The 21,326-nt window shown below is 68.1% G+C and carries 21 protein-coding genes; 9 read left to right on the top strand and 12 right to left on the bottom strand.

The genetic code is table 11. The features are described from left to right. Positions 1–28 precede the first annotated feature (28 nt). Genes AC1DNG_RS12180 through AC1DNG_RS12170 form a run of 3 tightly spaced genes read right to left on the bottom strand, consistent with a single transcriptional unit; the run spans position 29 to position 2,408 of the window. Positions 29–1,348 (bottom strand): MFS transporter, encoded by a 1,320-nt coding sequence (locus AC1DNG_RS12180; RefSeq protein ID WP_476887440.1) that lies wholly within the window; start codon positions 1,346–1,348, stop codon positions 29–31. A gap of 44 nt (positions 1,349–1,392) precedes the next feature. Further along, on the bottom strand, positions 1,393–2,016 hold the full coding sequence (locus tag AC1DNG_RS12175; protein ID WP_476887439.1) for a DUF3027 domain-containing protein: 624 nt from the start codon (positions 2,014–2,016) through the stop codon (positions 1,393–1,395). An 8-nt stretch (positions 2,017–2,024) separates the two neighbouring features. Continuing rightward, positions 2,025–2,408, bottom strand: a complete 384-nt coding sequence (locus AC1DNG_RS12170; protein ID WP_018776003.1) for a cold-shock protein — start codon at positions 2,406–2,408, stop codon at positions 2,025–2,027. Between the two features lie 177 nt (positions 2,409–2,585). On the opposite strand from AC1DNG_RS12170, the gene AC1DNG_RS12165 reads away from it, so the two are divergent. The 6 genes from AC1DNG_RS12165 to AC1DNG_RS12140 all read left to right on the top strand — a co-directional run bounded on the left by AC1DNG_RS12165 (position 2,586) and on the right by AC1DNG_RS12140 (position 9,701). Then, positions 2,586–2,819 (top strand): hypothetical protein, encoded by a 234-nt coding sequence (locus AC1DNG_RS12165; RefSeq protein WP_079555362.1) that lies wholly within the window; start codon positions 2,586–2,588, stop codon positions 2,817–2,819. 10 nt (positions 2,820–2,829) lie between these two features. Continuing rightward, positions 2,830–5,322 (top strand): helicase-associated domain-containing protein, encoded by a 2,493-nt coding sequence (locus AC1DNG_RS12160; RefSeq protein ID WP_476887438.1) that lies wholly within the window; start codon positions 2,830–2,832, stop codon positions 5,320–5,322. Next, positions 5,319–6,965 carry a DNA repair helicase XPB gene (locus AC1DNG_RS12155; RefSeq protein ID WP_476858019.1) on the top strand — a complete coding sequence of 549 codons (1,647 nt, stop codon included), beginning with the start codon at positions 5,319–5,321 and terminating at the stop codon, positions 6,963–6,965. The genes AC1DNG_RS12160 and AC1DNG_RS12155 overlap by 4 nt, the downstream gene beginning before the upstream one ends. Before the next feature lie 78 nt (positions 6,966–7,043). Next, a complete protein-coding gene (locus AC1DNG_RS12150) occupies positions 7,044–7,754 on the top strand; it encodes a response regulator transcription factor (RefSeq protein WP_018775770.1) in 711 nt (236 codons plus the stop codon). Between the two features lie 2 nt (positions 7,755–7,756). Next, on the top strand, positions 7,757–9,223 hold the full coding sequence (locus tag AC1DNG_RS12145; RefSeq protein ID WP_476887437.1) for a sensor histidine kinase: 1,467 nt from the start codon (positions 7,757–7,759) through the stop codon (positions 9,221–9,223). A gap of 190 nt (positions 9,224–9,413) precedes the next feature. Further along, entirely contained in the window at positions 9,414–9,701 is a 288-nt protein-coding gene (locus tag AC1DNG_RS12140) for a WXG100 family type VII secretion target (RefSeq protein WP_026538909.1), read from the top strand. Positions 9,702–9,714: 13 nt separating this feature from the next. Here AC1DNG_RS12140 and AC1DNG_RS12135 read toward each other — a convergent pair whose 3' ends face one another. From AC1DNG_RS12135 to AC1DNG_RS12110, 6 genes are all read right to left on the bottom strand, one after another. Then, complete coding sequence (locus tag AC1DNG_RS12135; RefSeq protein WP_476887436.1) at positions 9,715–10,764, bottom strand: RNase H family protein; 1,050 nt, start codon at positions 10,762–10,764, stop codon at positions 9,715–9,717. 135 nt (positions 10,765–10,899) lie between these two features. Continuing rightward, a complete protein-coding gene (groL, locus tag AC1DNG_RS12130; RefSeq protein ID WP_079555368.1) occupies positions 10,900–12,537 on the bottom strand; it encodes a chaperonin GroEL in 1,638 nt (545 codons plus the stop codon). A gap of 295 nt (positions 12,538–12,832) precedes the next feature. Continuing rightward, entirely contained in the window at positions 12,833–14,101 is a 1,269-nt protein-coding gene (locus tag AC1DNG_RS12125; protein ID WP_476887435.1) for an ABC transporter substrate-binding protein, read from the bottom strand. Between the two features lie 59 nt (positions 14,102–14,160). Then, a complete protein-coding gene (locus AC1DNG_RS12120) occupies positions 14,161–14,364 on the bottom strand; it encodes a cold-shock protein (protein ID WP_230008017.1) in 204 nt (67 codons plus the stop codon). Between the two features lie 158 nt (positions 14,365–14,522). Further along, positions 14,523–15,161 (bottom strand): LytR C-terminal domain-containing protein, encoded by a 639-nt coding sequence (locus tag AC1DNG_RS12115; protein WP_476873477.1) that lies wholly within the window; start codon positions 15,159–15,161, stop codon positions 14,523–14,525. Between the two features lie 93 nt (positions 15,162–15,254). Next, a complete protein-coding gene (locus tag AC1DNG_RS12110) occupies positions 15,255–15,518 on the bottom strand; it encodes a DUF3263 domain-containing protein (RefSeq protein WP_223915291.1) in 264 nt (87 codons plus the stop codon). A 203-nt stretch (positions 15,519–15,721) separates the two neighbouring features. On the opposite strand from AC1DNG_RS12110, the gene AC1DNG_RS12105 reads away from it, so the two are divergent. Further along, on the top strand, positions 15,722–16,528 hold the full coding sequence (locus tag AC1DNG_RS12105; protein ID WP_476887434.1) for a uracil-DNA glycosylase: 807 nt from the start codon (positions 15,722–15,724) through the stop codon (positions 16,526–16,528). A 51-nt stretch (positions 16,529–16,579) separates the two neighbouring features. Next, the gene (locus AC1DNG_RS12100; RefSeq protein ID WP_028276959.1) at positions 16,580–17,419 is read left to right on the top strand and encodes a siderophore-interacting protein; all 840 of its coding nucleotides are present in this window, start codon (positions 16,580–16,582) and stop codon (positions 17,417–17,419) included. A 167-nt stretch (positions 17,420–17,586) separates the two neighbouring features. On the opposite strand, the gene AC1DNG_RS12095 is transcribed toward AC1DNG_RS12100, so the two are convergent. Together AC1DNG_RS12095 and AC1DNG_RS12090 are read right to left on the bottom strand one after the other, a co-directional pair. After that, positions 17,587–19,083: a threonine/serine exporter family protein gene (locus AC1DNG_RS12095; RefSeq protein ID WP_476858013.1), complete on the bottom strand. Its 1,497-nt coding sequence runs from the start codon at positions 19,081–19,083 to the stop codon at positions 17,587–17,589. Positions 19,084–19,113: 30 nt separating this feature from the next. Next, complete coding sequence (locus tag AC1DNG_RS12090) at positions 19,114–20,187, bottom strand: lipid II:glycine glycyltransferase FemX (protein WP_476887433.1); 1,074 nt, start codon at positions 20,185–20,187, stop codon at positions 19,114–19,116. A gap of 114 nt (positions 20,188–20,301) precedes the next feature. Here AC1DNG_RS12090 and AC1DNG_RS12085 point away from each other — a divergent pair, with 114 nt between their 5' ends. Continuing rightward, positions 20,302–20,871 carry a TspO/MBR family protein gene (locus tag AC1DNG_RS12085; RefSeq protein ID WP_476887432.1) on the top strand — a complete coding sequence of 190 codons (570 nt, stop codon included), beginning with the start codon at positions 20,302–20,304 and terminating at the stop codon, positions 20,869–20,871. Between the two features lie 92 nt (positions 20,872–20,963). Here the strand turns inward: AC1DNG_RS12085 and AC1DNG_RS12080 are convergent. Continuing rightward, on the bottom strand, positions 20,964–21,326 hold a 363-nt coding region (locus AC1DNG_RS12080), incomplete at its 5' end, for an L-serine ammonia-lyase, iron-sulfur-dependent, subunit alpha (protein WP_476887431.1).

The raw sequence follows: 21,326 nt of genomic DNA, 5'->3' as shown, positions 1-21,326 counted from the left end.
CCTAAGCCGTGACGGCGCCCTCGTCGTTTCAGGTCCGTCCGCCCTGCTGTGCCTCCGGCAGCGCGTCCCTGCCGGCACCGGCCGCCCCGGTCCGGCTTTCGACGCGGAAGTACCGCAGCCCGTGGGCGCGGCGGTTGAAGTGGAGCCGCAGGTGCTTCGCGCGGATGATCCACACCAGCCCGATCAGGGCCGCCAGCAGGCCGGCGCCCGCCGCGACCGCCATGGACCAGCGGGGGCCGGCGGTGTTTGCCACCCAGCCGACGAACGGCGCACCAAGGGGGGTTCCGCCCATGAAGATCGCCATGTAGAGGGCCATCACCCGGCCCCGCATTACGGGCTCTGTGGTGGTCTGGACGTACCCGTTGGCGCTCGTCATCATGGTGATCGCGAACAGCCCCACGGGCACAAGTGCGACGCCGTACCAGAAGTAGTTCGGGGCCATCGCTGCGATGCCCGAGGTCACGCCGAAGGCGGCGGCCGCCCCGAAGATGACCCTCAGCCGTGGCTTGCCGCGCCCGGCGGACAGCAGGGCCCCGGCTACGGATCCGATGGCCATGATCGAATTCATCAGGCCGAAGGCCCCCGCGTCCAGGCCGAATTCGGTCCCCACCATGGCCGCGATGAACAGGGCGAAATTCAGCCCCAGGGTTCCCACGATGAAGATCGCCACCAGCACCACGACCAAATCCGGACGGTACCTCACATAGCGCAGCCCCTCCCGGATCCTGCCCTTGCCCGCCGGTGCCCGCGGCAGCCGGCGCAGCGACGACGACGGGATTTTCGCCAGGCTCAGCAACAGGGGCACAAAGGTGAGCGTATTAATGAGGAAGACCCAGCCGGGCCCGACGATGGCCGTGAGCACGCCGGCGACGGCCGGACCGATCATCCGGGCAACATTGAAAGACGCGCTGTTCAGGGCCACTGCGTTGGGCAGGTAGTCGTCCTGGACGAGTTCCGAGACGAAGGTCTGCCGGACGGGGGCGTCCAGGGCGGAGACCACCCCGAGCATCAGGGCAAAGGCGTAGACGTGCCAGAGCTGCGCCGCGCCCGTAACCACCAGGATGCCCAGCCCCGCGCTCAGCAGCGCCATGGCGGACTGCGTCAGCACCAGGAGCCGCTTGCGGTTGAACCGGTCGGCGACCAGTCCGGCCACGGGTGCCAGGAAGAGTTGCGGGCCCAGCTGCAGGGCCATCGTGATTCCCACCGCCCCGGCATCGTGCGCCGTCAGGTGGGCGAACACCAGCCAGTCCTGGGCGGTGCGCTGCATCCAGGTGCCAACGTTGGAAATGAGGGCGCCGACGAACCAGATCCGGTAGTTCAGGATGTGCAGGGATTTGAACGTGGACATCAGCCCCAGCCCTCCCCAGACACGCTCCCGGACGCTTCCAACCGCTAGTCGGCCTCGCCCGTTGAGCGTTCCCGCTCAGCGTCGTCGGCGTCAGTGTCGGCGTCGCCGTCAGTGTCGTCGTCAGCGGCGTCGTCGGCGTCGGCGTCAGCGGCGTCGTCGTCGGCGTCATCCTGCTGGTCGGCGTCGGACGCCTGTGACGGCGCTTCGGAACCGGACGGCGCCTCGGCAGCCTCGTCAGCCTGCGCGTCTTCCGGGCGGACCCGTTCGGCCCACGGAACCCAGGCCGGTGCCAGGATGGAGTCCTCGGAGGGCAGGAGCCCAAGTTCGTCCACCGTGACCACCTTGGAGCGCGAGTTGCGTGTCAGCACGGCGTACCACTGCCAGCCCAGGTAGCCGGGGAGCCTGGATTCGAACAGGTGGGTCACCAGGCGGTCGCCCTCGCTCCGGGCACCGATGTGCTCGCCGATCTGCTCGGCGGGGGCAATGCCCTCCACCGCGGTGCGGGCGACGTCGACGGCGGCGGCCAGGAAGGCGTCAGGCTTGCCGGTGCGCCAGACGGGCACGCCGGCGCGCGGGCGGATTCCCTGCTTGGAGCCGGTTGCTTTGGCCCCGGTGGGCGCTGCGGTTCCGGCATCCGGCGCCGGCAACTGATCAGGTTCCTGAGTCATCAAAAGCCTTATACGTCCAGCTCGTCGGCAACCTTACGGAGGGCCGCTGCGATCGCCTTGCCCTTGTTGCCTTCCGGGTACTTGCCCGCGGACAGGGTCCCGGACAGGTTATCCAGCACGCTGACGAGGTCCTGGACCAGCGGGGCAAGGTCCCTGGCGCTGGGCCGCTTTGCCTTGGCGATGGACGGCGTCTTGTCCAGCACGCGCAGGCCCAGGGCCTGGGCACCCTTGCGTCCGTCGGCTACACCAAATTCAACACGCGTGCCGGCCTTGAGCTCCGTGATGCCTTCGGGCAACGCGGACTTGGGCAGGAAGACTTCCTGGCCGTCCTCGCCCGCGAGGAATCCGAAGCCTTTTTCCTTGTCATACCACTTGACCTTGCCGGTAGGCACGTAATCAACCTTCTTCGTTCTGCGGGGACACGGCCGGCGGTCACCGCATCCGCATGGATACGCGGGTTCAGGGTATGACTGCCCGGACCGTGTTGGTCTGTATCTCCAAGGTTATCCTGCCTGGTTCACTTTAACGGCTTGAGGCGCGGGCGATGCCGGACTGTTAGCGTTGCCCCCATGACACTGACGCGTTACCGGCGGCCTTTGATGATCGTAGCGGCCACCCTTGCTGTGCTGTCCCTCGTTGCCGTCGGCGCTGTCATGGCGATGGCCTTCAACAATGCCGTGGCGCCCGCCTGGATTACCTCGACGGCCCTCTACGGCCTCCCGGTGGCATTCCTGCTCATGCTGGCCCTCGTTGTCGACGCGGTGGCAGCCCGGCGCCGCCCGCGCGGGCCCGGCGAAAGGTAACGTTGGAGCGATGTCCCTCATCCGCGCGCTCAGCAAGGAACTTCAGGCACGAAGCGACGAATCGTTGCGGGCCTTGTTCTCCGCGCGGCCGGACCTGATTTCTCCCGGCGTCCCGGACTTCGCCGCCCTCGCCGCCCGCGCCAGCGGACGCGTCAGCGTCCAGCGGGCACTCGAACGGCTCAACCGCCCGCAGATGCAGGTCCTGGAAACCCTGCACCTGTGCACCAACGCCGATACCGGGCACAGCGCGTCGGCGGCGATGCTGAAGAAACTGATCAACGGCTCCTCGGTTGCCGCCGTCGACCGGCTCCTCCATTCCCTGCAGGAACTGGCCCTCGTCCACCGCGCAGATCCGCCGCACGGCGCGACCCCCGCCGCCGCCAAGCAGCGCCACTACCTTCCGGTCGGCAGCCTCAAGGACGTGATTGGCATCTACCCTGCGGGGCTGGGGCGCAGCTACACCGAACTGGTGCGGCTCCAGCCTGCTTTCACGCAGCGCGTGGTGCAGCTGGTGGGGGAACTTCACCGCGCCGGGGCGTCCATCTCTCCCGCCACGACGCCGATGGAAGCCGCCCTGTCCCTGCAGCACTGGACGGCAACACCGGAATCGCTCCAGCAAATCCTGGCCACCGCACCGGACCGGACCGCCGCCCTTCTGGCCCGGTTCGGGAACTGGGCCATGGGCGCCGTCCCGCAGGCGCAGCGCCGGGCGTCCGTGCTCCACGAAGGCGCCGACGTCGGCCCCGTGGACTGGCTGCTGGCGCGCGGGCTGCTGGTACCGCTGGACGCCGCGCACGTCGAACTGCCGCACAGCGTCGGAGTGTCGCTGCGCGGCGGGTTTGTCATCGAGAACTTTTCGCTCACGCCGCCTGTCCCCCGGCTGGGCAACACGAGCGCGGGGCTGCGCCGAAACGCCGCGTTGGGCGCCATCGCCGAGACGCTGCGGCTCGTCGGCGAAGTGCTCTACACCGTGCGCGAACAGCCGCTGGCGACGCTGCGAAGCGGGGGCGTCGGGGTCCGGGAGATGAAGCGGCTGGCGGATTCCCTGCGGATGGACGTGCACGAGGCCGGCGTCCTCGCGGAGCTCTGCGGAATGGCCGGTCTGCTCCGGCTGGACGTCGACAGTTCTGCGTGGGTGCAGCCGCCGCAGCTGGAGTGGCTGTCGCTGCCGCGGCAGGAGCAGTGGCTGTGGCTGGTCAACGCCTGGCTGGCCAGCGAGCGCGCACCGTCCCTCGTGGGCCAGCCGGTGAATGCTGCCGCCCCGGGCCCGGCCGGGCACCGGGGCCCGGCCGGGACCACCATCAATGCGCTCTCCGCCGAGGCGCAGCGGCCGGACGCCCCGGTGGTCCGCAAAAGGGTCCTGGAAATCCTGCACGAACTCACCCTTGAGGCCGTGGCGCCCGACGGGCAGGCCCCCGTCCTCGATGCCGCCGCCGTGCTGGAGCGTGCCGAGTGGACGCAGCCCCGGATGGCCAGGCGCTTCAGCTCGCTGATCCGCGGCATCCTCGCGGAGGCCGAGATGCTTGGCCTGATCGGCTCCGGGGCGCTGAGCCAGCTGGGCGCCGCGATCGCCGCCGAGCAGCCGGACGACGCACTGGGGATCCTGGGCGAACACCTGCCGGCGGCCCTGCAGCACGTGTTGCTGCAGGCAGACCTGACGGCGGTGGCGCCGGGCTACCTCGACCCCGAACTGAGCGAACGGCTCCTGACCATGGCCACGGCCGAAGGGCAGGGACCGGCCACCATCTACCGGTTCTCCGTCACCTCCGTGCGCCGGGCCCTCGACACCGGCCTGGACGCCGCGGCGATGCTGGACTTCCTGCGCCAGCATTCGGCCACCGCCATCCCGCAGCCCCTCCAGTACCTCATCGAAGACACCGCCGCGCGCCATTCCCGGCTCCGGGTGGGGGCCGCGGCCAGTTTTATCCAAAGCGAGGACGAGGCTGCCCTGCTGGAACTGCTCAACGCCCCGGCCGTGGCTGGCCTCGGGCTGGTGCGCATCGCGCCCACCGTGGTCGTCTCCCACGCCGCGCCCCGGGAAACCGCCCAGGCCCTCCGGGGTTTGGGGCTCGCCCCGGTCCTGGAGGAAGCTGCCTCCGCCATCGTCCGGCTGCGCCGCAGCACCCCTGCGCCCGGCAGCGGCCGGCCGGTGTACACCGCCCCGCGGACCGCTCCGCCGGAGGCCGACATCGAGGCCCAGCTGGCCGTGCTGCGCGCCAACGGGTCCCGGGCGCCGGGCTCCGGCGCCCACCCGCCGGCGGCCCCGGGCAGCGAGGAAGCGACCCAGCTGGGCCTCGAGACCCTGCTGAAGGCGATCCGCCTCAGGCAGCGGGTCATCATGAACGTCGTGGACAGCATGGGAAATGCCACCCGCGAGACGGTTGTTCCGGTAGCTGTGAATGGCGGGCGGGTGCGGGTGTTCGATCCGGACAAGGAAATCGAGCGGGTCCTGTCCATCCACCGCATTATCGACGTAGAAGCTACAGAGGAATTGTTCCAGTGAATGACGGGCCCCTGATCGTCCAGAGTGACAAGACCATCCTGCTGGAGGTCGACCACGAACTCGCAACGGAGGCCCGGCACGCCATCGCGGCGTTCGCCGAGCTGGAACGGGCCCCGGAGCATGTGCACAGCTACCGGCTGACGCCGTTGGGGCTCTGGAACGCCCGGGCGGCCGGGCTGGACGCCGAAAAAGTGCTGGACACCCTGCTCACGTACTCCCGTTTCCCCGTGCCCCATTCCCTGCTGATCGACGTCGAAGAGACCATGTCCCGGTACGGCCGGCTCCGGCTGGAGAAGGACCCGCAGCACGGCCTGGTCATGCGCACCTCCGACTACCCGGTGCTCGAGGAAATCAGCCGCGCCAAGAAGATCGCCCCGCTGCTCGGGCCACGGATCGACGGCGAGACGGTGGTGGTGCATTCCTCCCAGCGCGGCCAGCTCAAGCAGCTGCTGCTCAAGCTTGGCTGGCCGGCCGAGGACCTGGCCGGCTACGTGGACGGCACCCCGCACCCCATCATGCTCAACGAATCGGGCTGGAAGCTGCGGCCCTACCAGCAACTGGCCGCGGAGAACTTCTGGGCCGGCGGCAGCGGCGTCGTCGTCCTTCCCTGCGGCGCCGGCAAGACGCTGGTCGGCGCGGCCGCCATGGCCACCAGCTCCACCACCACACTGATCCTGGTGACCAACACCGTCGCCGCGCGGCAGTGGAAGGACGAGCTCCTCAAACGCACGTCGCTGACCGAGGAGGAGATCGGCGAGTACTCCGGCTCCGTCAAGGAAGTCCGGCCGGTCACGATCGCCACCTACCAGGTCCTGACCACGAAGCGCGGCGGGCTGTACCCGCACCTGGAGCTCGTGGACGGCAACGACTGGGGCCTGATCATCTACGACGAGGTCCACCTGCTGCCCGCGCCGATCTTCCGGATGACGGCGGACCTGCAGGCCCGCCGGCGGCTCGGGCTGACCGCCACGTTGGTGCGGGAGGACGGCCGGGAGGGCGAGGTCTTTAGCCTGATCGGGCCGAAACGCTACGACGCGCCGTGGAAGGACATCGAGGCCCAGGGCTACATCGCCCCGGCCGATTGCGTGGAAGTCCGGGTGGACCTGCCCCGCGACGAACGGGTGGCCTATGCCATGGCCGAGGACGCCGACAAATACCGGCTGTGTGCCACCTCCGAGACGAAGACCCGGGTGGTCGAAGAACTCGTCGCCGAACACGCCGGGGAACAGCTCCTGGTGATCGGGCAGTACATCGACCAGCTCGACGAGATCGGCGAGCGCCTGGGCGCGCCGGTGATCAAGGGCGACACGTCGGTGAAGGAGCGCCAGCGGCTGTTCGACGCGTTCCGCGCCGGCGAGGTGCAGACCCTGGTGGTGTCCAAGGTCGCCAATTTCTCCATCGACCTGCCCGAGGCGTCGGTCGCGATCCAGGTCTCCGGTTCATTCGGGTCCCGCCAGGAGGAGGCCCAGCGCCTGGGCCGGCTGCTGCGCCCGAAGAAGGACGGCCGCTCCGCCCGGTTCTACTCGCTCGTGGCCAGGGACACCCTGGACCAGGATTTCGCCGCGAAGCGGCAGCGGTTCCTCGCCGAGCAGGGGTACGCCTACCGGATCATGGACGCCAAGGACGTCGGCACCGCGGGCTAGGCGGGTGCCGGGGATGCGGCCATGCAACACACAACCTCCATTCAGAAAACTCCCAGAGTCTGGGAGCATCATGGGAACATGAAGAAGAACGGTCCCGAAGCCAAGCTCCTTGTCGTCGATGACGAACCGAACATCCGCGAGCTGCTCTCCACGTCCCTGCGCTTCGCTGGTTTTGAAGTCGTCTCGGCCGGCAGCGGACGCGAGGCGCTGGCTGCTGCTGAGTTGCACTCCCCCGATCTGGCGGTGCTGGACGTCATGCTGCCGGACATGGACGGCTTCACCGTTACCCGCCGACTGCGCGCCGCCGGCAAGCACTTCCCGGTCCTGTTCCTCACGGCCAAGGACGACACCGAGGACAAAGTCACCGGTTTGACCGTGGGCGGGGACGATTACGTCACCAAACCGTTCAGCCTCGACGAGGTGGTGGCCCGCATCCGCGCCGTACTCCGGCGCACGCAACCCCAGGTCGACGACGACGCCGTGATCCGGGTCGATGACCTCCAGCTCGACGACGACGCCCACGAGGTCCGCCGCGGCGGGACCGTGATCGAGCTCTCACCCACGGAATTCAAGCTCCTGCGCTACCTCATGCTCAATCCGAACCGGGTCCTGTCCAAGGCCCAGATCCTCGACCATGTATGGGAGTACGACTTCAACGGCGACGCCTCGATCGTGGAGTCGTACATCTCCTACCTGCGCCGCAAAGTGGATATCGATCCCGATGCCCCGGCACTGATCCAGACCAAGCGCGGCGTCGGCTACGTCCTGCGGACTGCCGAGAAGCGCTGACCTTGCTGTACCGCTGGAAATCGGCGTCGCTGCGCTCGCAGCTCGTGGCCATCATGATGGCGCTCATGCTGGTGGCCCTCACGGCTACCGGGGCGGGCACGCTGACGCTGCTGCACAGCTTCCTGCAGGGCCAGGTGGATGACAAGCTCCGGGCCGCCGTCGAATCCGCGCGGCAGCAGCAGTCCTTCAGCCAGTTGCAGGAGACCAACTCCACCGTTCCCACCGACTACTCGCTGATGCTCTTCAGCCCCGGTCTTCCGCCCTACACCTTCGGCGGCGACAAGGAATCCCACCCCGCGCTCAGCACCTTTTCCTCGGTCGAGGCCCGGGAACGCCAGCAGATGCCGTTCCAGGTCCGCGGATCCGAGGGCGGCAGCTGGCGGGTCGTGGCCGTCAGCGTGGTGGACAACAACAACCGTGGCGCCGTCGTCGTGATCGGGCTGCCGCTGGACCCCGTGGATTCGGTGATGGAACACGCTGCCCTGGTGGTGGTGGGTGTGGGCCTGCTGACGCTCGTGCTGGCGTTCTTCATTGCCACCTGGACTGTTTCGCGGTCCTTCCGGCCGCTGGCCCGGGTGGAGAAGACGGCCGCCGCGATCGCCGCGGGAGACTTGTCCCAGCGTGTGGAGGTGGAGAACCCGGGCACGGAGGTGGGCCGGCTTGGGAGCTCGCTCAATGCCATGCTCGCGCACATTGAGACGGCCTTCGCCGCCAGGATGGCGTCCGAGGCGCGGATGCGGCGCTTCGCCGCCGACGCCTCGCACGAACTGAGAACCCCGCTGGTGACCATCCGCGGGTTCTCCGAGCTGTACCGGCACGGGGCGTTGTCCACCCCGGAAGACGTGGCCACGGCGATGGGGCGGATCGAAAGCGAAGCCAAACGCATGGGAGCCATGGTCGAAGACCTGCTGCTGCTGGCCAGGATCGACGAACAGCGGCCGTTGCAGCAGAAGCCCGCGGACCTGCTGCTGCTGGCCAACGACGCCGTGGTGGACACCCAGGCGAGCGACCGCAAACGCACCATCACCCTCACCGGGATTGACGGCGCGGCCCCGGCCGCCGCCCCGGTGCTGGGCGACGAAGCCAAACTGCGCCAAGTGGTCAGCAACCTGGTCGGCAATGCCCTGCGCTACACGCCGGAGGGCACCCCGGTCGAAATTGGCGTCGGGGTCCGGACCGCACCGGACGGAACACGGCAGTCCGTGATCGAGGTCCGGGACCACGGACCGGGGGTTCCGGATGAGGAGGCGGCCCGTATTTTCGAGCGCTTCTACCGGGCCGACACCTCCCGGACCAGGGAGACCGGCGGCAGCGGACTTGGCCTGGCGATCGTGGCCGCCATCGTCGGCTCGCATTCCGGGTCCGTGCGGGTCGGGAAGACCGACGGCGGCGGTGCCACGCTGGTGGTCAGCATCCCGCTCCTGGACGAAGAGGCCACGGAACGGTCCACAGCGGACTTATCCACATAGGGGCCGACGGCGGTGTCCGGCCGGCGCGCCGCCCGCCTACGCTCGAGGTGTCCGGAAGATCCGGATGAGGCAGCCGCTCCCCGCCAGCTCTCACCGAAAATGTCACCGCAATACCTCACCGCAGACCCGCTGACGTTCACCGTGCTTCGCCGGGCCGCGGCCGCCTCCCGAGCATTCGAGAGGCATTTCCATGAGCATCATCTCCGTCGATACCGAACTCCTCCAGCTGAAGTCCGCCAACGTGCAGGCCACGGTGGAGAGGATCAGCGCGGACGTCCACGCCATGAAACGGGGGCTGGACGAGCTCCAGGGCAGCTGGCGGGGCTCCGCGGCGACTAATTTCCAAACCCTCGTGGCCGAGTGGACGCTGACCCAGGGCAGGGTCGAGGCGTCCCTGGCGTCCATCAACCTCGCGCTGAACTCCGCGGCCGCCACCTATGCGCAGGCGGAACTGGGCAATGCGCAGCGCTTCACGTGAGCCGCACGCGCCCTCAGGCCTCGGGTGTGCCCTGGTGGAAGCGCAGGCGCCATTGGGCGCCTTCAAGGACCCACAGGGAGCTGCGCAGGGCTGATCCCTCACGGGTGTGGCTGCGGTAGGTCAGCAGGATGGTCTTCTCACCCAGCCGGTCCGCGCCCAACAGTTCCAGCTCCACGGCTCCGCCCGGGTTGTCCTCGAGTGACATCATCATGGCGTCGCGGGTCCAGATCCGGCCGGAGCTGCCGATTTCGGTGAAGTCCGGGTGGAGCAGCACGCCCGTGCGGCCCAGGTCTGCCCGGGTTTCGGGGCGGAGCAGTTCGCGTTCGAGGGACTCGACGACGGCTTCGGCGCTGGCCTCCGCCCGGTCTACGGCAGGTTCTTCTTCGAGTTCGCTGAAGAGGTCCGGTTCGTCGTAGGTCCCCGGCGCGCCAAAGAGTTCCTGCTGGCCGGCTGGCGCCGGGGCTGCCTGCGGCCGGGTCGCGGGGGGGGCGGCGGGTGGGGCGGCGGACTGGGCGGCGGGCTGCATCTTGTCCTGCTGTGTCATGCCCTGCTGTGTTTTGCCCGCTGGCGGTTCGCCCGCTGGCGGTTCGCCCTCCGGGGTGCCGAACCCGGGACCCTGCCGGACGGCCACGCCCTGCTGGTACGCCGTGGCCGCTGCCCGGGCGCGGACGTCGGCCGCCTCGTTGAGCTCGTGCCCCGCGTGGCCCCGCACCCACTCGAAGGTGTACTTGCGGCCCACGAGCGCCTGGTCGATGTCCTTGAGGAGGTCCACGTTCAGCACCGGCTTGCCGTCGGCTTTGCGCCAGCCCTTGCGTTTCCAGCCGGGCATCCACTTGGTCACGGCGTTGATGACGTACTGGCTGTCGCAGAGGATCAGCAGGTCTTCCCCGGGCATGTGCGCCGTTGCCCGGAACAGGTCCAGCACCGCCATGAGTTCGCCCTGGTTGTTCGTGCCGTGGGGCCACCCCCCGGCCCGCCAGCAGTCGTCATTCACGTACCAGGCCCAGCCGGCCGGGCCAGGATTTCCTAAGGCCGAACCGTCGGCCGCTGCTGTAATCGTCACTGACCTATCCTGCCAGAACCCGCCGACGCCCACCGACGCTCCCTTGGACAGGGGCCGCGCTTAACCGGCGACGGCGGCCCCACCCGAAGGTGGGACCGCCGTCGTCGAACAGCCGGTGATGGCTGGCGCGGGTGGTTAGAAACCGCCCATGCCGCCCATGCCGCCCATGTCGTCGCCGCCGCCCATCGGGGCGCCACCCTTCTCGGGCTTGTCGGCTACAACGGCCTCGGTGGTGAGGAAGAGGCCGGCGATGGAAGCCGCGTTCTGCAGGGCAGAGCGGGTTACCTTGACCGGGTCGTTGATGCCGGCGGCCAGCAGGTCGACGTACTCGCCGGTGGCGGCGTTGAGGCCGTGGCCTGCGGGCAGGCCGCGGACCTTGTCCACGACGACGCCGGGCTCGAGGCCGGCGTTGAAGGCGATCTGCTTCAGCGGGGCGTCGATGGCAACGCGGACGATGTTCGCGCCGGTTGCTTCGTCACCGGAGAGCTGCAGGTTCGCGAATGCCTTGGCGCCGGCCTGGATCAGGGCAACGCCACCGCCTGCGACGATGCCCTCTTCGACAGCAGCCTTGGCGTTGCGGACGGCGTCCTCAATGCGGTGCTTGCGTTCCTTGAGCTCGACCTCGGTTGCGGCGCCGGCCTTGATGACTGCAACGCCACCGGCCAGCTTGGCCAGGCGCTCCTGCAGCTTCTCGCGGTCGTAGTCGGAATCGGAGTTCTCGATCTCGGCGCGGATCTGGGACACGCGGCCGGCGATCTGGTCGGCGTCGCCTGCACCCTCGACGATCGTGGTCTCGTCCTTGGTGACAACAACCTTGCGGGCCTTGCCAAGGAGTTCGAGTCCGGCGGTCTCAAGCTTGAGGCCGACTTCCTCGGAGATGACCTGGCCACCGGTGAGGATGGCGATGTCGGCCAGCTGCGCCTTGCGGCGGTCGCCGAAGCCCGGAGCCTTGACGGCGACGGACTTGAAGGTGCCGCGGATCTTGTTGACGATCAGGGTGGCCAGGGCCTCGCCCTCGATGTCTTCGGCAATGATCAGCAGCGGTTTGTTGGACTGCATGACCTTTTCCAGGACAGCAACCAGTTCCTTGACGTTGGAGATCTTGGAGTTGACGATCAGGATGTACGGATCCTCAAGGACCGTTTCCTGGCGCTCAGCGTCGGTGACGAAGTAGGCGGAGATGTAGCCCTTGTCGAAGCGCATGCCTTCGGTCAGCTCCAGCTCGAGGCCGAACGTGTTCGACTCCTCGACGGTGATGACGCCTTCCTTGCCGACCTTGTCGAGGGCTTCGGCGATCAGGGCGCCGATCTCGTTGTCGCCGGCGGAGATGGACGCGGTGGCGGCGATCTCTTCCTTGGTCTCGATTTCCTTGGCGGAGGCCAGGAGCTCGACGGTGACCGCGTCAACAGCCTTCTCGATGCCGCGCTTGAGGGACAGCGGGTCAGCGCCGGCCGCGACGTTGCGCAGGCCTTCCTTGACCAGGGCTTGTGCCAGCACGGTTGCCGTGGTGGTGCCGTCGCCTGCGACGTCATCCGTCTTCTTGGCAACTTCCTTGACCAGCTCGGCGCCGATCTTTTCGTAGGGATCGTCCAGCTCGATCTCCTTGGCGATGGAAACACCATCGTTGGTGATCGTGGGGGCGCCCCACTTCTTTTCGAGGACGACGTTGCGTCCCCGCGGGCCGAGGGTGACCTTGACGGCGTCGGCGAGGATGTTCAGGCCCCGCTCAAGACCGCGGCGTGCCTCTTCATCAAATGCAATGATCTTGGCCATAACGGCAGTAGTCCTTTCGGGACAGTCGTTAAGAATGAACCTTCGCTGTGGTGCCCGCGACGGACGATCCCAACCCCGCGGCCTCTGTATGCCGCCGGGTCCGGGATCTCACCCCAGCAAGGTGTTTCTTTAGCTCCTGGACCGGCTGCCCCACTTCGCGGCCGGGCGGACCGGGCGTCGTGTTAGCAGTCAGTGCGCTGGAGTGCTAAATCAATAATTAGCACTCCCCCGGGGAGAGTGCAAGCAGTGGCCGGCCGGAACCGGCCGCCACGCGGGCACAATACGCTACGAGCGATCAGCCGCCGCTGCTGCTCGCGGCTTCTGTGCCGTCCACCGTGGGCAGGTTGTCCTCGCCGTAAGTCGAAACCATGTAGTTCGCTTCGGTGATGTCGCCGTGGGCATCAAAGTTGATCCGTCCGGACTGGCCGTCGTAGTCCGGCCGCTGGCCTGCCCGGAGGACGCCGACGCAGTCCTTGTAGCTCGTGCATGACTCGCTGGGCGGCTGGCTGCCGCCGGCCCCGGTTCCGCCTGCTGCCGGGGTTCCGCCGGAGACCGCGACGAGGGACGCCGCGATGGAGGTGCCGGCGTCGTCCTCTGCGGCGGCGGCGGCGACGGCGGCCAGGACGACGGCGTCGTACGTCTCGGCGGCGAACACCATGTCCTTCAGCCCGGGATCAACGGCCACGAGGTCCGCCTGGAAGGCTGCGGAGGGAAACACGCCGGGCAGGATCCCGCGTGCACCCTCGAGCGCCCGGGCGCCCAGGCCAGAGCCGTACTTGCTGACTGCTCCGTCACTGAGGACCAGCTTCTTGCCGGCGAGGCCGGCGTTGTTCAGCTCGGCGATGGCGCCCTGTGCGCCGTCGCGCGAGACCAGGATGACGGCGTCGGGGTTGGCGGCCTTAGCGGCGGCGGCAGCCTGCTGCGCCTGGCCGGGGGTGAACTCCGAGTCCGCCACGACTTCCAGTCCGGACTGTTTCGCCGCACCAACGACTGCGGCGGCGACGTCTTTGCCGTAGTCGCCTTCCTCATGCAGCACCGCCAGGGTCCTGGCGCCGCCGTCTTTGACCAGTTTGGCGAGGACGGATGCCTGGGCGATGTCGGCGGCCGAGGTGCGGAAATAGTAGCCGCCGCTCTTGTAGTTGCTGAGCGCGGCGGCGGTGTTGGCCGGGGAGATCACGGCTACCTTGGCGTTGGCCAGCACGTCGATGGCGGCCGGGGCACGGCTGGAATCGGTCGGGCCGATCACGACGTCGGCCTTGGCGGCAACCAGCGCTTTCGCCTGGGCGGCGGCGTCCGTGCTGATGGTTTCCGGCAGCAGCTCCACCGGTTTGCCTTTGTGCCCGCCGGCAGCGTTGATCTCCTTGACGGCAAGTTTGGCCGCCGCGAGCTCGGAGGCGTTGAGGAAGTTCTGCTTGCCCGTGTTGTCCAGGATCAGGCCGATGCGCAGGGTGCCGTCACCGCTGGCGTCGGCGCTGGCCACGCGGGCACTGCCCGCGGGGCCCAGGCACCCCGTCAGGGCCAGGGCCGCTACGGTGCCCGCCGCCAGGGCGCGGCCCAGCGGCAAATGTCCTCCGCGGCGCCCGGCCGCGTTCCTTGGGGCGTTCGTGACGGCAGCCAGTACCACTAGGCGGGCCGGACGCTTTCGGCCTGCGGGCCCTTTTCGCCCTCGCCGACTTCCAGTTCCACCCGCTGGCCCTCGTCCAGGGCGCGGTAGCCTTCCCCGACGATCGCGGACCAGTGCACGAAGACGTCGTTCTCGGAACCGTCCACGGCGATGAAGCCGTAGCCCTTTTCGGCGTTGAACCATTTGACGGTTCCCAGTGCCATGGTGTCCACACTTTCAGCTAGCTTGCGTGCGGCCCACCTCGATGTGCGCCGCGGACTGCGAAGAGAAATCCGCAGATACTGTACCCACAGCGTCCCCCAGGAACGCCGGCGGCGGGCAGGGCCGCCGCCTAATAGTTATTGAGGCGTAACCGGATTGGCTACTGGTAGCCGGGGCCGAGAACGACGACAAGGGGCATGTTGAACTCGGCAGAGTCCACGAGGGTGTCGACGCCGAGGAGGGCTCCGAGTGCCTCCGCATTGTCCTTCTGCTCGACGCCGCTGTAGAAGATCACCGACGTCTGTTGCGGGACACCGCCCCAGTTGCCTGTCTCGCCCAGGACCCAGCCGTCGGAGGTGACGGTGCCGCCGACGCGGGTGGCGAGGCCGGCGGTGGTGGTCGCGTTGTAGATCGTCACCGGCTGCGTCTTGTCGACGGCGGCGGCTGTGGCGCTCGGCGTAGCTGACGGCGAAGCCGCCGGCGCGGCGGCGGCGTCCGTGCCGGCCGGCTCCGGGCTCGTCGGCGTGGGACTGGGGCTCATGGTGCTCGTGGCGGACGGGCTGCTGCTGGCAGATGCGGACGCGCTGCCACCGGCCGTCACGGCCGCGGCCTGGCCTGCGGAGAAGCCGAGCTTCGGCAGGATCAGGAAGGCCACCAGGCCGATGGCCAGGGCTACGCAGCCGGCCGCCAGGATCGGCGCCAGGCTCCGCCGCCGCGATGCCGCGACGGCCCGGTGGACTCCCTGCCGGGTAGAGGTCTCCGGGACCCGATCAAATTCATCCCGAGCGTATTTGGTCATGGTAAAACGACGTCCTTGCTGATTTCATACGGGGTGCCCGAGGCCGGAACGGACGCAACAGGACGTGCGCATCCGGCTGCTCGTGACGCGACTTTACGAATCTGTTCCCAGACGACGGGCAGTGCGGGCACGTTGGCGTGATGTACGTAGTCTACGCAATCTCTTGACCAGCATGGGATCGTGGGCCAGCGCATCCTCGGTATCGATGAGGGCATTGAGGATCTGGTAGTAGTGCGTGGCGGACAGATCGAACAGCTCGCGGATGGCCTGTTCCTTGGCCCCGGCGTACTTCCACCATTGCCGCTCCAAGGCCAGCATCTGCTGGTCGCGGGCGCTCAGCGCAGACTCCGCGGACACCCCGTCCGGGCCCGCGCCGGCGGTTGGGAATCCGGCAGAATCCCCCGCGAGCACGTGCTCTTGCGCTGTTTCGGCCACGACACACTCCTGGTTGATTCCGAAAAACCTGGCTGGTATCCGTTAAAAAGTCAGTCCCAATGGTACGGCCGAATGACAGGGTTGTCATTCGGGCGGGCGCAGAAACGGGCCGCAGCTGGGGAAGAATGGGTGCTGTGTTTGATGCCGAGTTTGACCCCGCCAGTGAACCCGACGCGCTGTTCGAGCTGGAGCCCGCAGCCGCGGACACCCTCAGTTTCGAGGACCTGGCGCGCCGGCCGCTGGACGCGCTGGTTGCTCCTGACTGGGCGGAGCCGCTGGCGCCGGTGGAGGCGGAGTTGCGCGAAGCCCTCGCCTTTGTCGCGGGCGAAGTGGCCGCCGGGCACGGCGTACTGCCCTCGCCGGCAAACCTGCTGCGGGCTTTCCGGCAGCCCCTGGCCGGCGTCCGCGTGCTGGTGGTGGGCCAGGACCCGTATCCGACGCCGGGGCACGCCGTGGGGTTGTCCTTCGCCGTGGACGGCGCCACCCGGCCGATCCCCCGCAGCCTGGCAAACATCTACAAGGAACTTCAGGCCGATCTCGGCTTCCCCCCGCGCGTCCACGGGGACCTCAGCCACTGGGCGGACCAAGGCGTACTGCTGCTCAACAGGGTGCTCAGCGTCCGTGCCGGCGCGGCGGGCTCGCACCGGAACAAGGGCTGGGAGGCTGTGACGGCGGCGGCCATCCGGGCAGTCGCCGGCCGCTCGTCCGTATCCGGCGCGGGCCATGCCCCCCTGGTGGCGATCCTGTGGGGGAAGGATGCCGAGTCCGTGCGGCCGCTGCTGGGATCCGCAGCCGTGATCGCCAGCGCCCACCCCAGCCCGCTCTCGGCCTCGCGCGGCTTCTTCGGGTCCCGGCCGTTCAGCCGGGCCAACGCCCTGCTGCTGCAACAAGGCAACGGGACGGTCGACTGGGAGCTTCCGCCGTTGCCGTAACAGGCCCCCGCGCAAAGCTCCCGCCGGGGGTTCTTGGATAGGCTTAGCTGCATGACATCCGTCCCCGCAGCCACCACCGCCACCCGGAATTCGCGCCCCCAGACCGATCTGACGGTCCTGCGCAGGGAGCAGCTCTCCCCGCATATGGTCCGGATCATCGCCGGGGGCCCTGGCTTCGCCGGGTTCGTCAACAACGACTATGTGGACCGGTACGTCAAGATCGTCTTTCCGCAACCCGGCGTCGAATACCCGGATCCGCTGGATTTGTGGGCCATCCGGGAAACCATGCCGCGCAGTCAGTGGCCGCACACCCGGACCTACACGGTCCGCTGGGTGGACCCGGCGGCGCAGGAACTGGCCATTGACTTTGTGATCCACGGCGACGAGGGGCTCGCCGGCCCTTGGGCGGCCTCGGCCCAGCCCGGCGATCGCCTGACTTTCACCGGCCCCGGCGGCGGGTACAACCCGGATCCGGCCGCGGACTGGTACCTGTTTGCCGGCGATGAATCAGCGTTGCCGGCCATCGGCGCGGCGATCGAATCCCTGCCGGAGGATGCCCGCGGCCTCGCCCTGCTCGAAGTGGACAGCGACGCCGACGTCCAGGCCATCGCCGGGCCGGCCGGCGTCGAATTGCGCTGGCTGCTGCGCGGCGGCGCACCCGCCGGTGAGAGCGAACTGCTGGTCACGGCGGTGCGCGACGCCGAGTGGCCCGAGGGCCGGGTGCAGGTCTTCGCCCACGGCGAGCGGGGCTATATGAAGGGCCTCCGGGACGTGTTCTACGTGCAGCGCGGGCTGGAGCGGGCCCAGGTGTCCCTCTCGGGCTACTGGGCCAAGGGCCGGGTGGAGGACGACTTCCAGGCGGAGAAGAAGCTGCCCATCGGCAAGATCTAGCGGATCGCCTCCCCTGGCTGTCCGGCGGGTGGCGCTGCGGAGTTTCCCCACCTTTGCCACCACGACGCCGGGACACGCCGGCGCGGCGGGCTGACACGCCGTCGCGTCCCGGCAAAGTGGGGATACCCGGCGCCTTAGGGGAGCCGGACGGGCATTCCTCGCAAGATCTAGCGGCGGCGGGCCCTGCGCCGTTCGTTGCTCGCCAGGCTCCGCGTCAGGGGCCGCGCCAGGGTGTCGCCGAGCACGACGCCGGCAGCGACACCGAGCACGATGGCCCCGGCGTTGAGCATGCCGCCGGCGCCCATGAGAATCTCCGATTCCTCGATGGTCAATACATACATCGACCGGAATATAGTGAGCCCCGGGAGCAGAATCAGCGCGGCGGGAACGGCCACAACCAACTGTGGGGCGCCCATCCGGAGGGCCACGACGCGGGCCAGCAGGCCGATCACCACGGCAGCGAGGGCCGGGGCGAAGCGGGATCCGATGCCCAGGGCGTCGCCGCCGATGAGGACCAGGTAGCCCACCACCCCCACGGCCGCCGTCGGCAGCAGCAGCTTCCAGCTGGTCTGTTCCGTGATGCCGATCATCAGCACCGCGATGGCGATCAGGATGACCACGGCCCACCACGGATACGCCGGAGGGAATGTTTCGGTGACATTGATCGCCTCCATGCCGGTCATATCCCCGACTACGAAGCCGACGGCAATGCCGGCAACGAGCGCGCCGAAGGTCAGCATGGTGGAGAGGAAACGGCCGGCCGCCGTGACGGGGAAGCCGTTGATCGCGTCCTGCACCGAGGAGACGAGCCGGCCGGTCGGCAGTAGCAGCAGGATTCCGCCGACCACCACGATGGCCGGCGGTATCTGGATTCCTACCATGCCGCCGAAACGCCATAACAGCAGGGCGATGAAGGTGACCAGGAAGGAACACGAGGCGGTGACGAAGAAGTCAGGTGTGCGCCACCGCCCTAGCTGCCTGGCCAGCAGGCTCACCAGCAGGTTGGAGACGAAAGCGACCGCAGAGGCTCCGAGGTCGCCGCCGAGAACACCGACGAAGACGGCCGAGAACACGCCGAATGCCACGGTGACCATCCAGCGCGGGAATGGCTTGGAACTGTGGGTGATGTCCTCAAGCCGTCGCACAGCCTCCTCACGTCCCACGCCGCCGGAGACGATGTCCGTGACGAGCTGGTGCACCTTGGCCAAGCCCGCGTAGTTGTTGGTCCAGGACCGCACGACACGAAGCAACGTGATGGGCGTCTGGTCCTTGGGGGCATAGTTGATGGCCACCGACTGGTTGGTGATGTCCACTTCGATGTTCTTCAGTCCCAGGGCGGCCGTGATGGCGATGATGCTGGTCTCAACTTCCAGGGCTCCGGCGCCGTAACGGAACATCGATTCCGCCAGATGCAAGGCAAAGTCGATCGTCTTGCGGGCCGAGGCGTCCACCCCGCCAACCTGGATCATCGGGTTCGCATAGGGGCTGCCGGCGAGCCGGTCAACGATGCTCATGGGCGCCGTCGGCGGGTTCTCGCCCTGTACCAACCTGCGCAACATGCGCTTCGCGGCGGCGTTCTGGCGCACCTCCACCGGCGACATCGGCTGCGTTCGGGGCAGGCCGTCCGTGGGCGGCCTGCGGTGGCCGCTGTATCCGTTATTCATTCCGGCCTCCTCACTGTCCTCGTCGGCTGTTTAGTAAAACTGCTGGCCCGTGCGCCGGGTGTAGACCTGGCGGGCCACGCGCTCCCCCGCCATCATCCAGGCCTTGTATTTCAGCGGGCTCAGGACCTGGTCATAGCAGCCGACAAAGTCGGTCACGGTTTTGCTGAAGCTGGTCTTGAACAGGCCCAGGCCATGGAACGGGTTTGAGGTGTCCTTGAGCTTGTCGCTCGGCGGCGTGCCGCAGAAGTCGTATTCGGTGCAGCCAAGGTCCTTGACCTGGTTGATTGCGGTCCACTGCACCAGGTGCGAGTCACCGTACTGGCCACGCTTCTGCAGGGAGCCGCCGTCCTTGTACGTTCCCTTGCGGCCGTAGTTGATCACGAATGCGCCCACCGAGGGCACCCCGTTTTCGTACACGAAGAGCAGCCTGCCCTGATCCCGCTTCAGAAAGTTGGTCCAGAACTGGCGGTAGTACTCGTACTCGCGCACCCGGACCTGGGACTTGGCTTCCACCGTGGTGGTCATCAGGGCATACATGGCCCGGAAGTTCTCTTCCGTGGGCTCGACGTTGTGGACTTCCACGCCCTCGCGGATGGCGCGGCGCACGGCGTTGCGGCCCCGGGAGTGCAGGTTGCGCAGCAGCTGGTTTTCCTCGGGCGCAATATCGAGCAGCGCCGTGGAGTCGTTCGGCTGCAGGTTGTGGGTCTTGACCAGGCCGGCGCCCTCAAGGATCCGCGCGGCGTCGTCGGACAAGACAACATCCGGTTCGATCTTGATCGCGAAGACGCCCAGCTTGGCCCTTTTGACGAAGTCCGCGTTCGCCGCGACGATCCCGGGGATGTCCTCGACCGACGCCACGTCGGGTCCCTTGATCAGGTACCAGAGCTTGCCGAGGACCGGAAAGGACTTCTCCAGGACCAGGTTGTAGCTCGTGTAATCGGCCGACTCGTACACCAGGTGCAAGGGCTTCCAGCCAAAGTGCTGTTTGACCTCGGCGAAGGCTTCCGATTGCAGGAGATTGCCGCCGTTGGGGTTAGCCGTGACGTGGGCATCCCAGTTGGCAATCTCTTCGGCAGAGGCAAAACGGGCAGTGAATTCTCGCAAGGGTGCGGTATCCAATCATTGCGGTACGAGCTTCGGCGACATGCGGACATGCAGCCCCAAGTCTATCGGTCCGCACCCTGCCGCCGGTCCGGGTCAGGCGGTTAGGCTGGTCTCATGCAGGCTCAGCAACAACCGATGGAAGGCCGTCCCGGGGCGCCCGGCGGCCACTCTAAGGGCGTTGGAAGCGGCGCGGGCAGCGGCTTCTCCCAGGTGGTCGCGCTGCTGCTGTTCCTCGGCGCGTCGGCGCTCGTTGCGGCCTTGGGCGGCCTGGCCACGGCCAACCACGTCAACGGCTGGTACGCCACCGCGGACAAGGCCCCGTGGTCCCCGCCGAACTGGGTTTTCGGGCCCGTCTGGACGGTCCTGTACGCCGCCATGGCCGTCGCGGCGTGGCTGGTCTGGCGCAGCCGCGCCCCGGGGTCCAAAGCGGCCCTGACAGCCTACGGCGTGCAGTTGGGGCTGAACCTGCTCTGGACGCCGGTCTTCTTCGCCTTGTACCCGGCGCTCGGGACGCCGGCGCTGTGGATCGCGTTCGGGATCATCGTGGCTTTGGCCGTGGCCGTGGCCGCAACGGTGGCGCTCTTCGGACCGATCAGCCGGGCGGCAGGACTGCTGATGCTGCCCTACCTGTCGTGGATCGTGTACGCATCCTCGCTGAACCTGTGGGCGGCACTGCACAACTAGCGCCTGCACAGCTGCAGGCCGCACAGCTGTAGGCCGCATGGCCGGAGCAGCGGCCAGCGCCACGTCAGCCCCGGCCGGCGTCGGTCAGCTTCCTAGCACTCCACGACGTTGACGGCGAGGCCGCCCATTGCGGTTTCCTTGTATTTGGAGCTCATGTCCTTGCCGGTTTCGCGCATGGTCACGATGACCTCGTCGAGGGAGACCCGGTGCGTGCCGTCGCCCCAGAGCGCCATTTTGGCGGCGTTGATGGCTTTGGCGGCGGCGATCGCGTTGCGTTCGATGCACGGGACCTGCACGAGGCCGCCGATCGGATCGCAGGTCAGGCCCAGGTTGTGTTCCATCGCGATTTCCGCGGCGTTCTCCACCTGCTGGGGCGTGCCGCCCATGACTTCGGCCAGGCCGGCGGCCGCCATCGACGACGCCGAGCCCACCTCGCCCTGGCAGCCGACGCCGAC

Source organism: Arthrobacter sp. 01T425 (genome assembly GCF_056398725.1).
The sequence above is the reverse complement of the archived record's forward strand: the minus strand, read 5'-3'. Positions and strand labels throughout refer to the sequence as shown.

What these genes read in the sequence shown, in the direction of transcription:
- AC1DNG_RS12140 (WP_026538909.1), top strand. Translation starts at nt 9,414, where the DNA reads ATGAGCATCATCTCCGTCGATACCGAACTCCTCCAGCTGAAGTCCGCC.
- AC1DNG_RS12180 (WP_476887440.1), bottom strand. Translation starts at nt 1,348, where the DNA reads ATGTCCACGTTCAAATCCCTGCACATCCTGAACTACCGGATCTGGTTC.
- AC1DNG_RS12100 (WP_028276959.1), top strand. Translation starts at nt 16,580, where the DNA reads ATGACATCCGTCCCCGCAGCCACCACCGCCACCCGGAATTCGCGCCCC.
- AC1DNG_RS12160 (WP_476887438.1), top strand. Translation starts at nt 2,830, where the DNA reads ATGTCCCTCATCCGCGCGCTCAGCAAGGAACTTCAGGCACGAAGCGAC.
- AC1DNG_RS12115 (WP_476873477.1), bottom strand. Translation starts at nt 15,161, where the DNA reads ATGACCAAATACGCTCGGGATGAATTTGATCGGGTCCCGGAGACCTCT.
- AC1DNG_RS12095 (WP_476858013.1), bottom strand. Translation starts at nt 19,083, where the DNA reads ATGAATAACGGATACAGCGGCCACCGCAGGCCGCCCACGGACGGCCTG.
- groL (WP_079555368.1), bottom strand. Translation starts at nt 12,537, where the DNA reads ATGGCCAAGATCATTGCATTTGATGAAGAGGCACGCCGCGGTCTTGAG.
- AC1DNG_RS12085 (WP_476887432.1), top strand. Translation starts at nt 20,302, where the DNA reads ATGCAGGCTCAGCAACAACCGATGGAAGGCCGTCCCGGGGCGCCCGGC.
- AC1DNG_RS12165 (WP_079555362.1), top strand. Translation starts at nt 2,586, where the DNA reads ATGACACTGACGCGTTACCGGCGGCCTTTGATGATCGTAGCGGCCACC.
- AC1DNG_RS12150 (WP_018775770.1), top strand. Translation starts at nt 7,044, where the DNA reads ATGAAGAAGAACGGTCCCGAAGCCAAGCTCCTTGTCGTCGATGACGAA.
- AC1DNG_RS12175 (WP_476887439.1), bottom strand. Translation starts at nt 2,016, where the DNA reads ATGACTCAGGAACCTGATCAGTTGCCGGCGCCGGATGCCGGAACCGCA.
- AC1DNG_RS12105 (WP_476887434.1), top strand. Translation starts at nt 15,722, where the DNA reads ATGGGTGCTGTGTTTGATGCCGAGTTTGACCCCGCCAGTGAACCCGAC.
- AC1DNG_RS12120 (WP_230008017.1), bottom strand. Translation starts at nt 14,364, where the DNA reads ATGGCACTGGGAACCGTCAAATGGTTCAACGCCGAAAAGGGCTACGGC.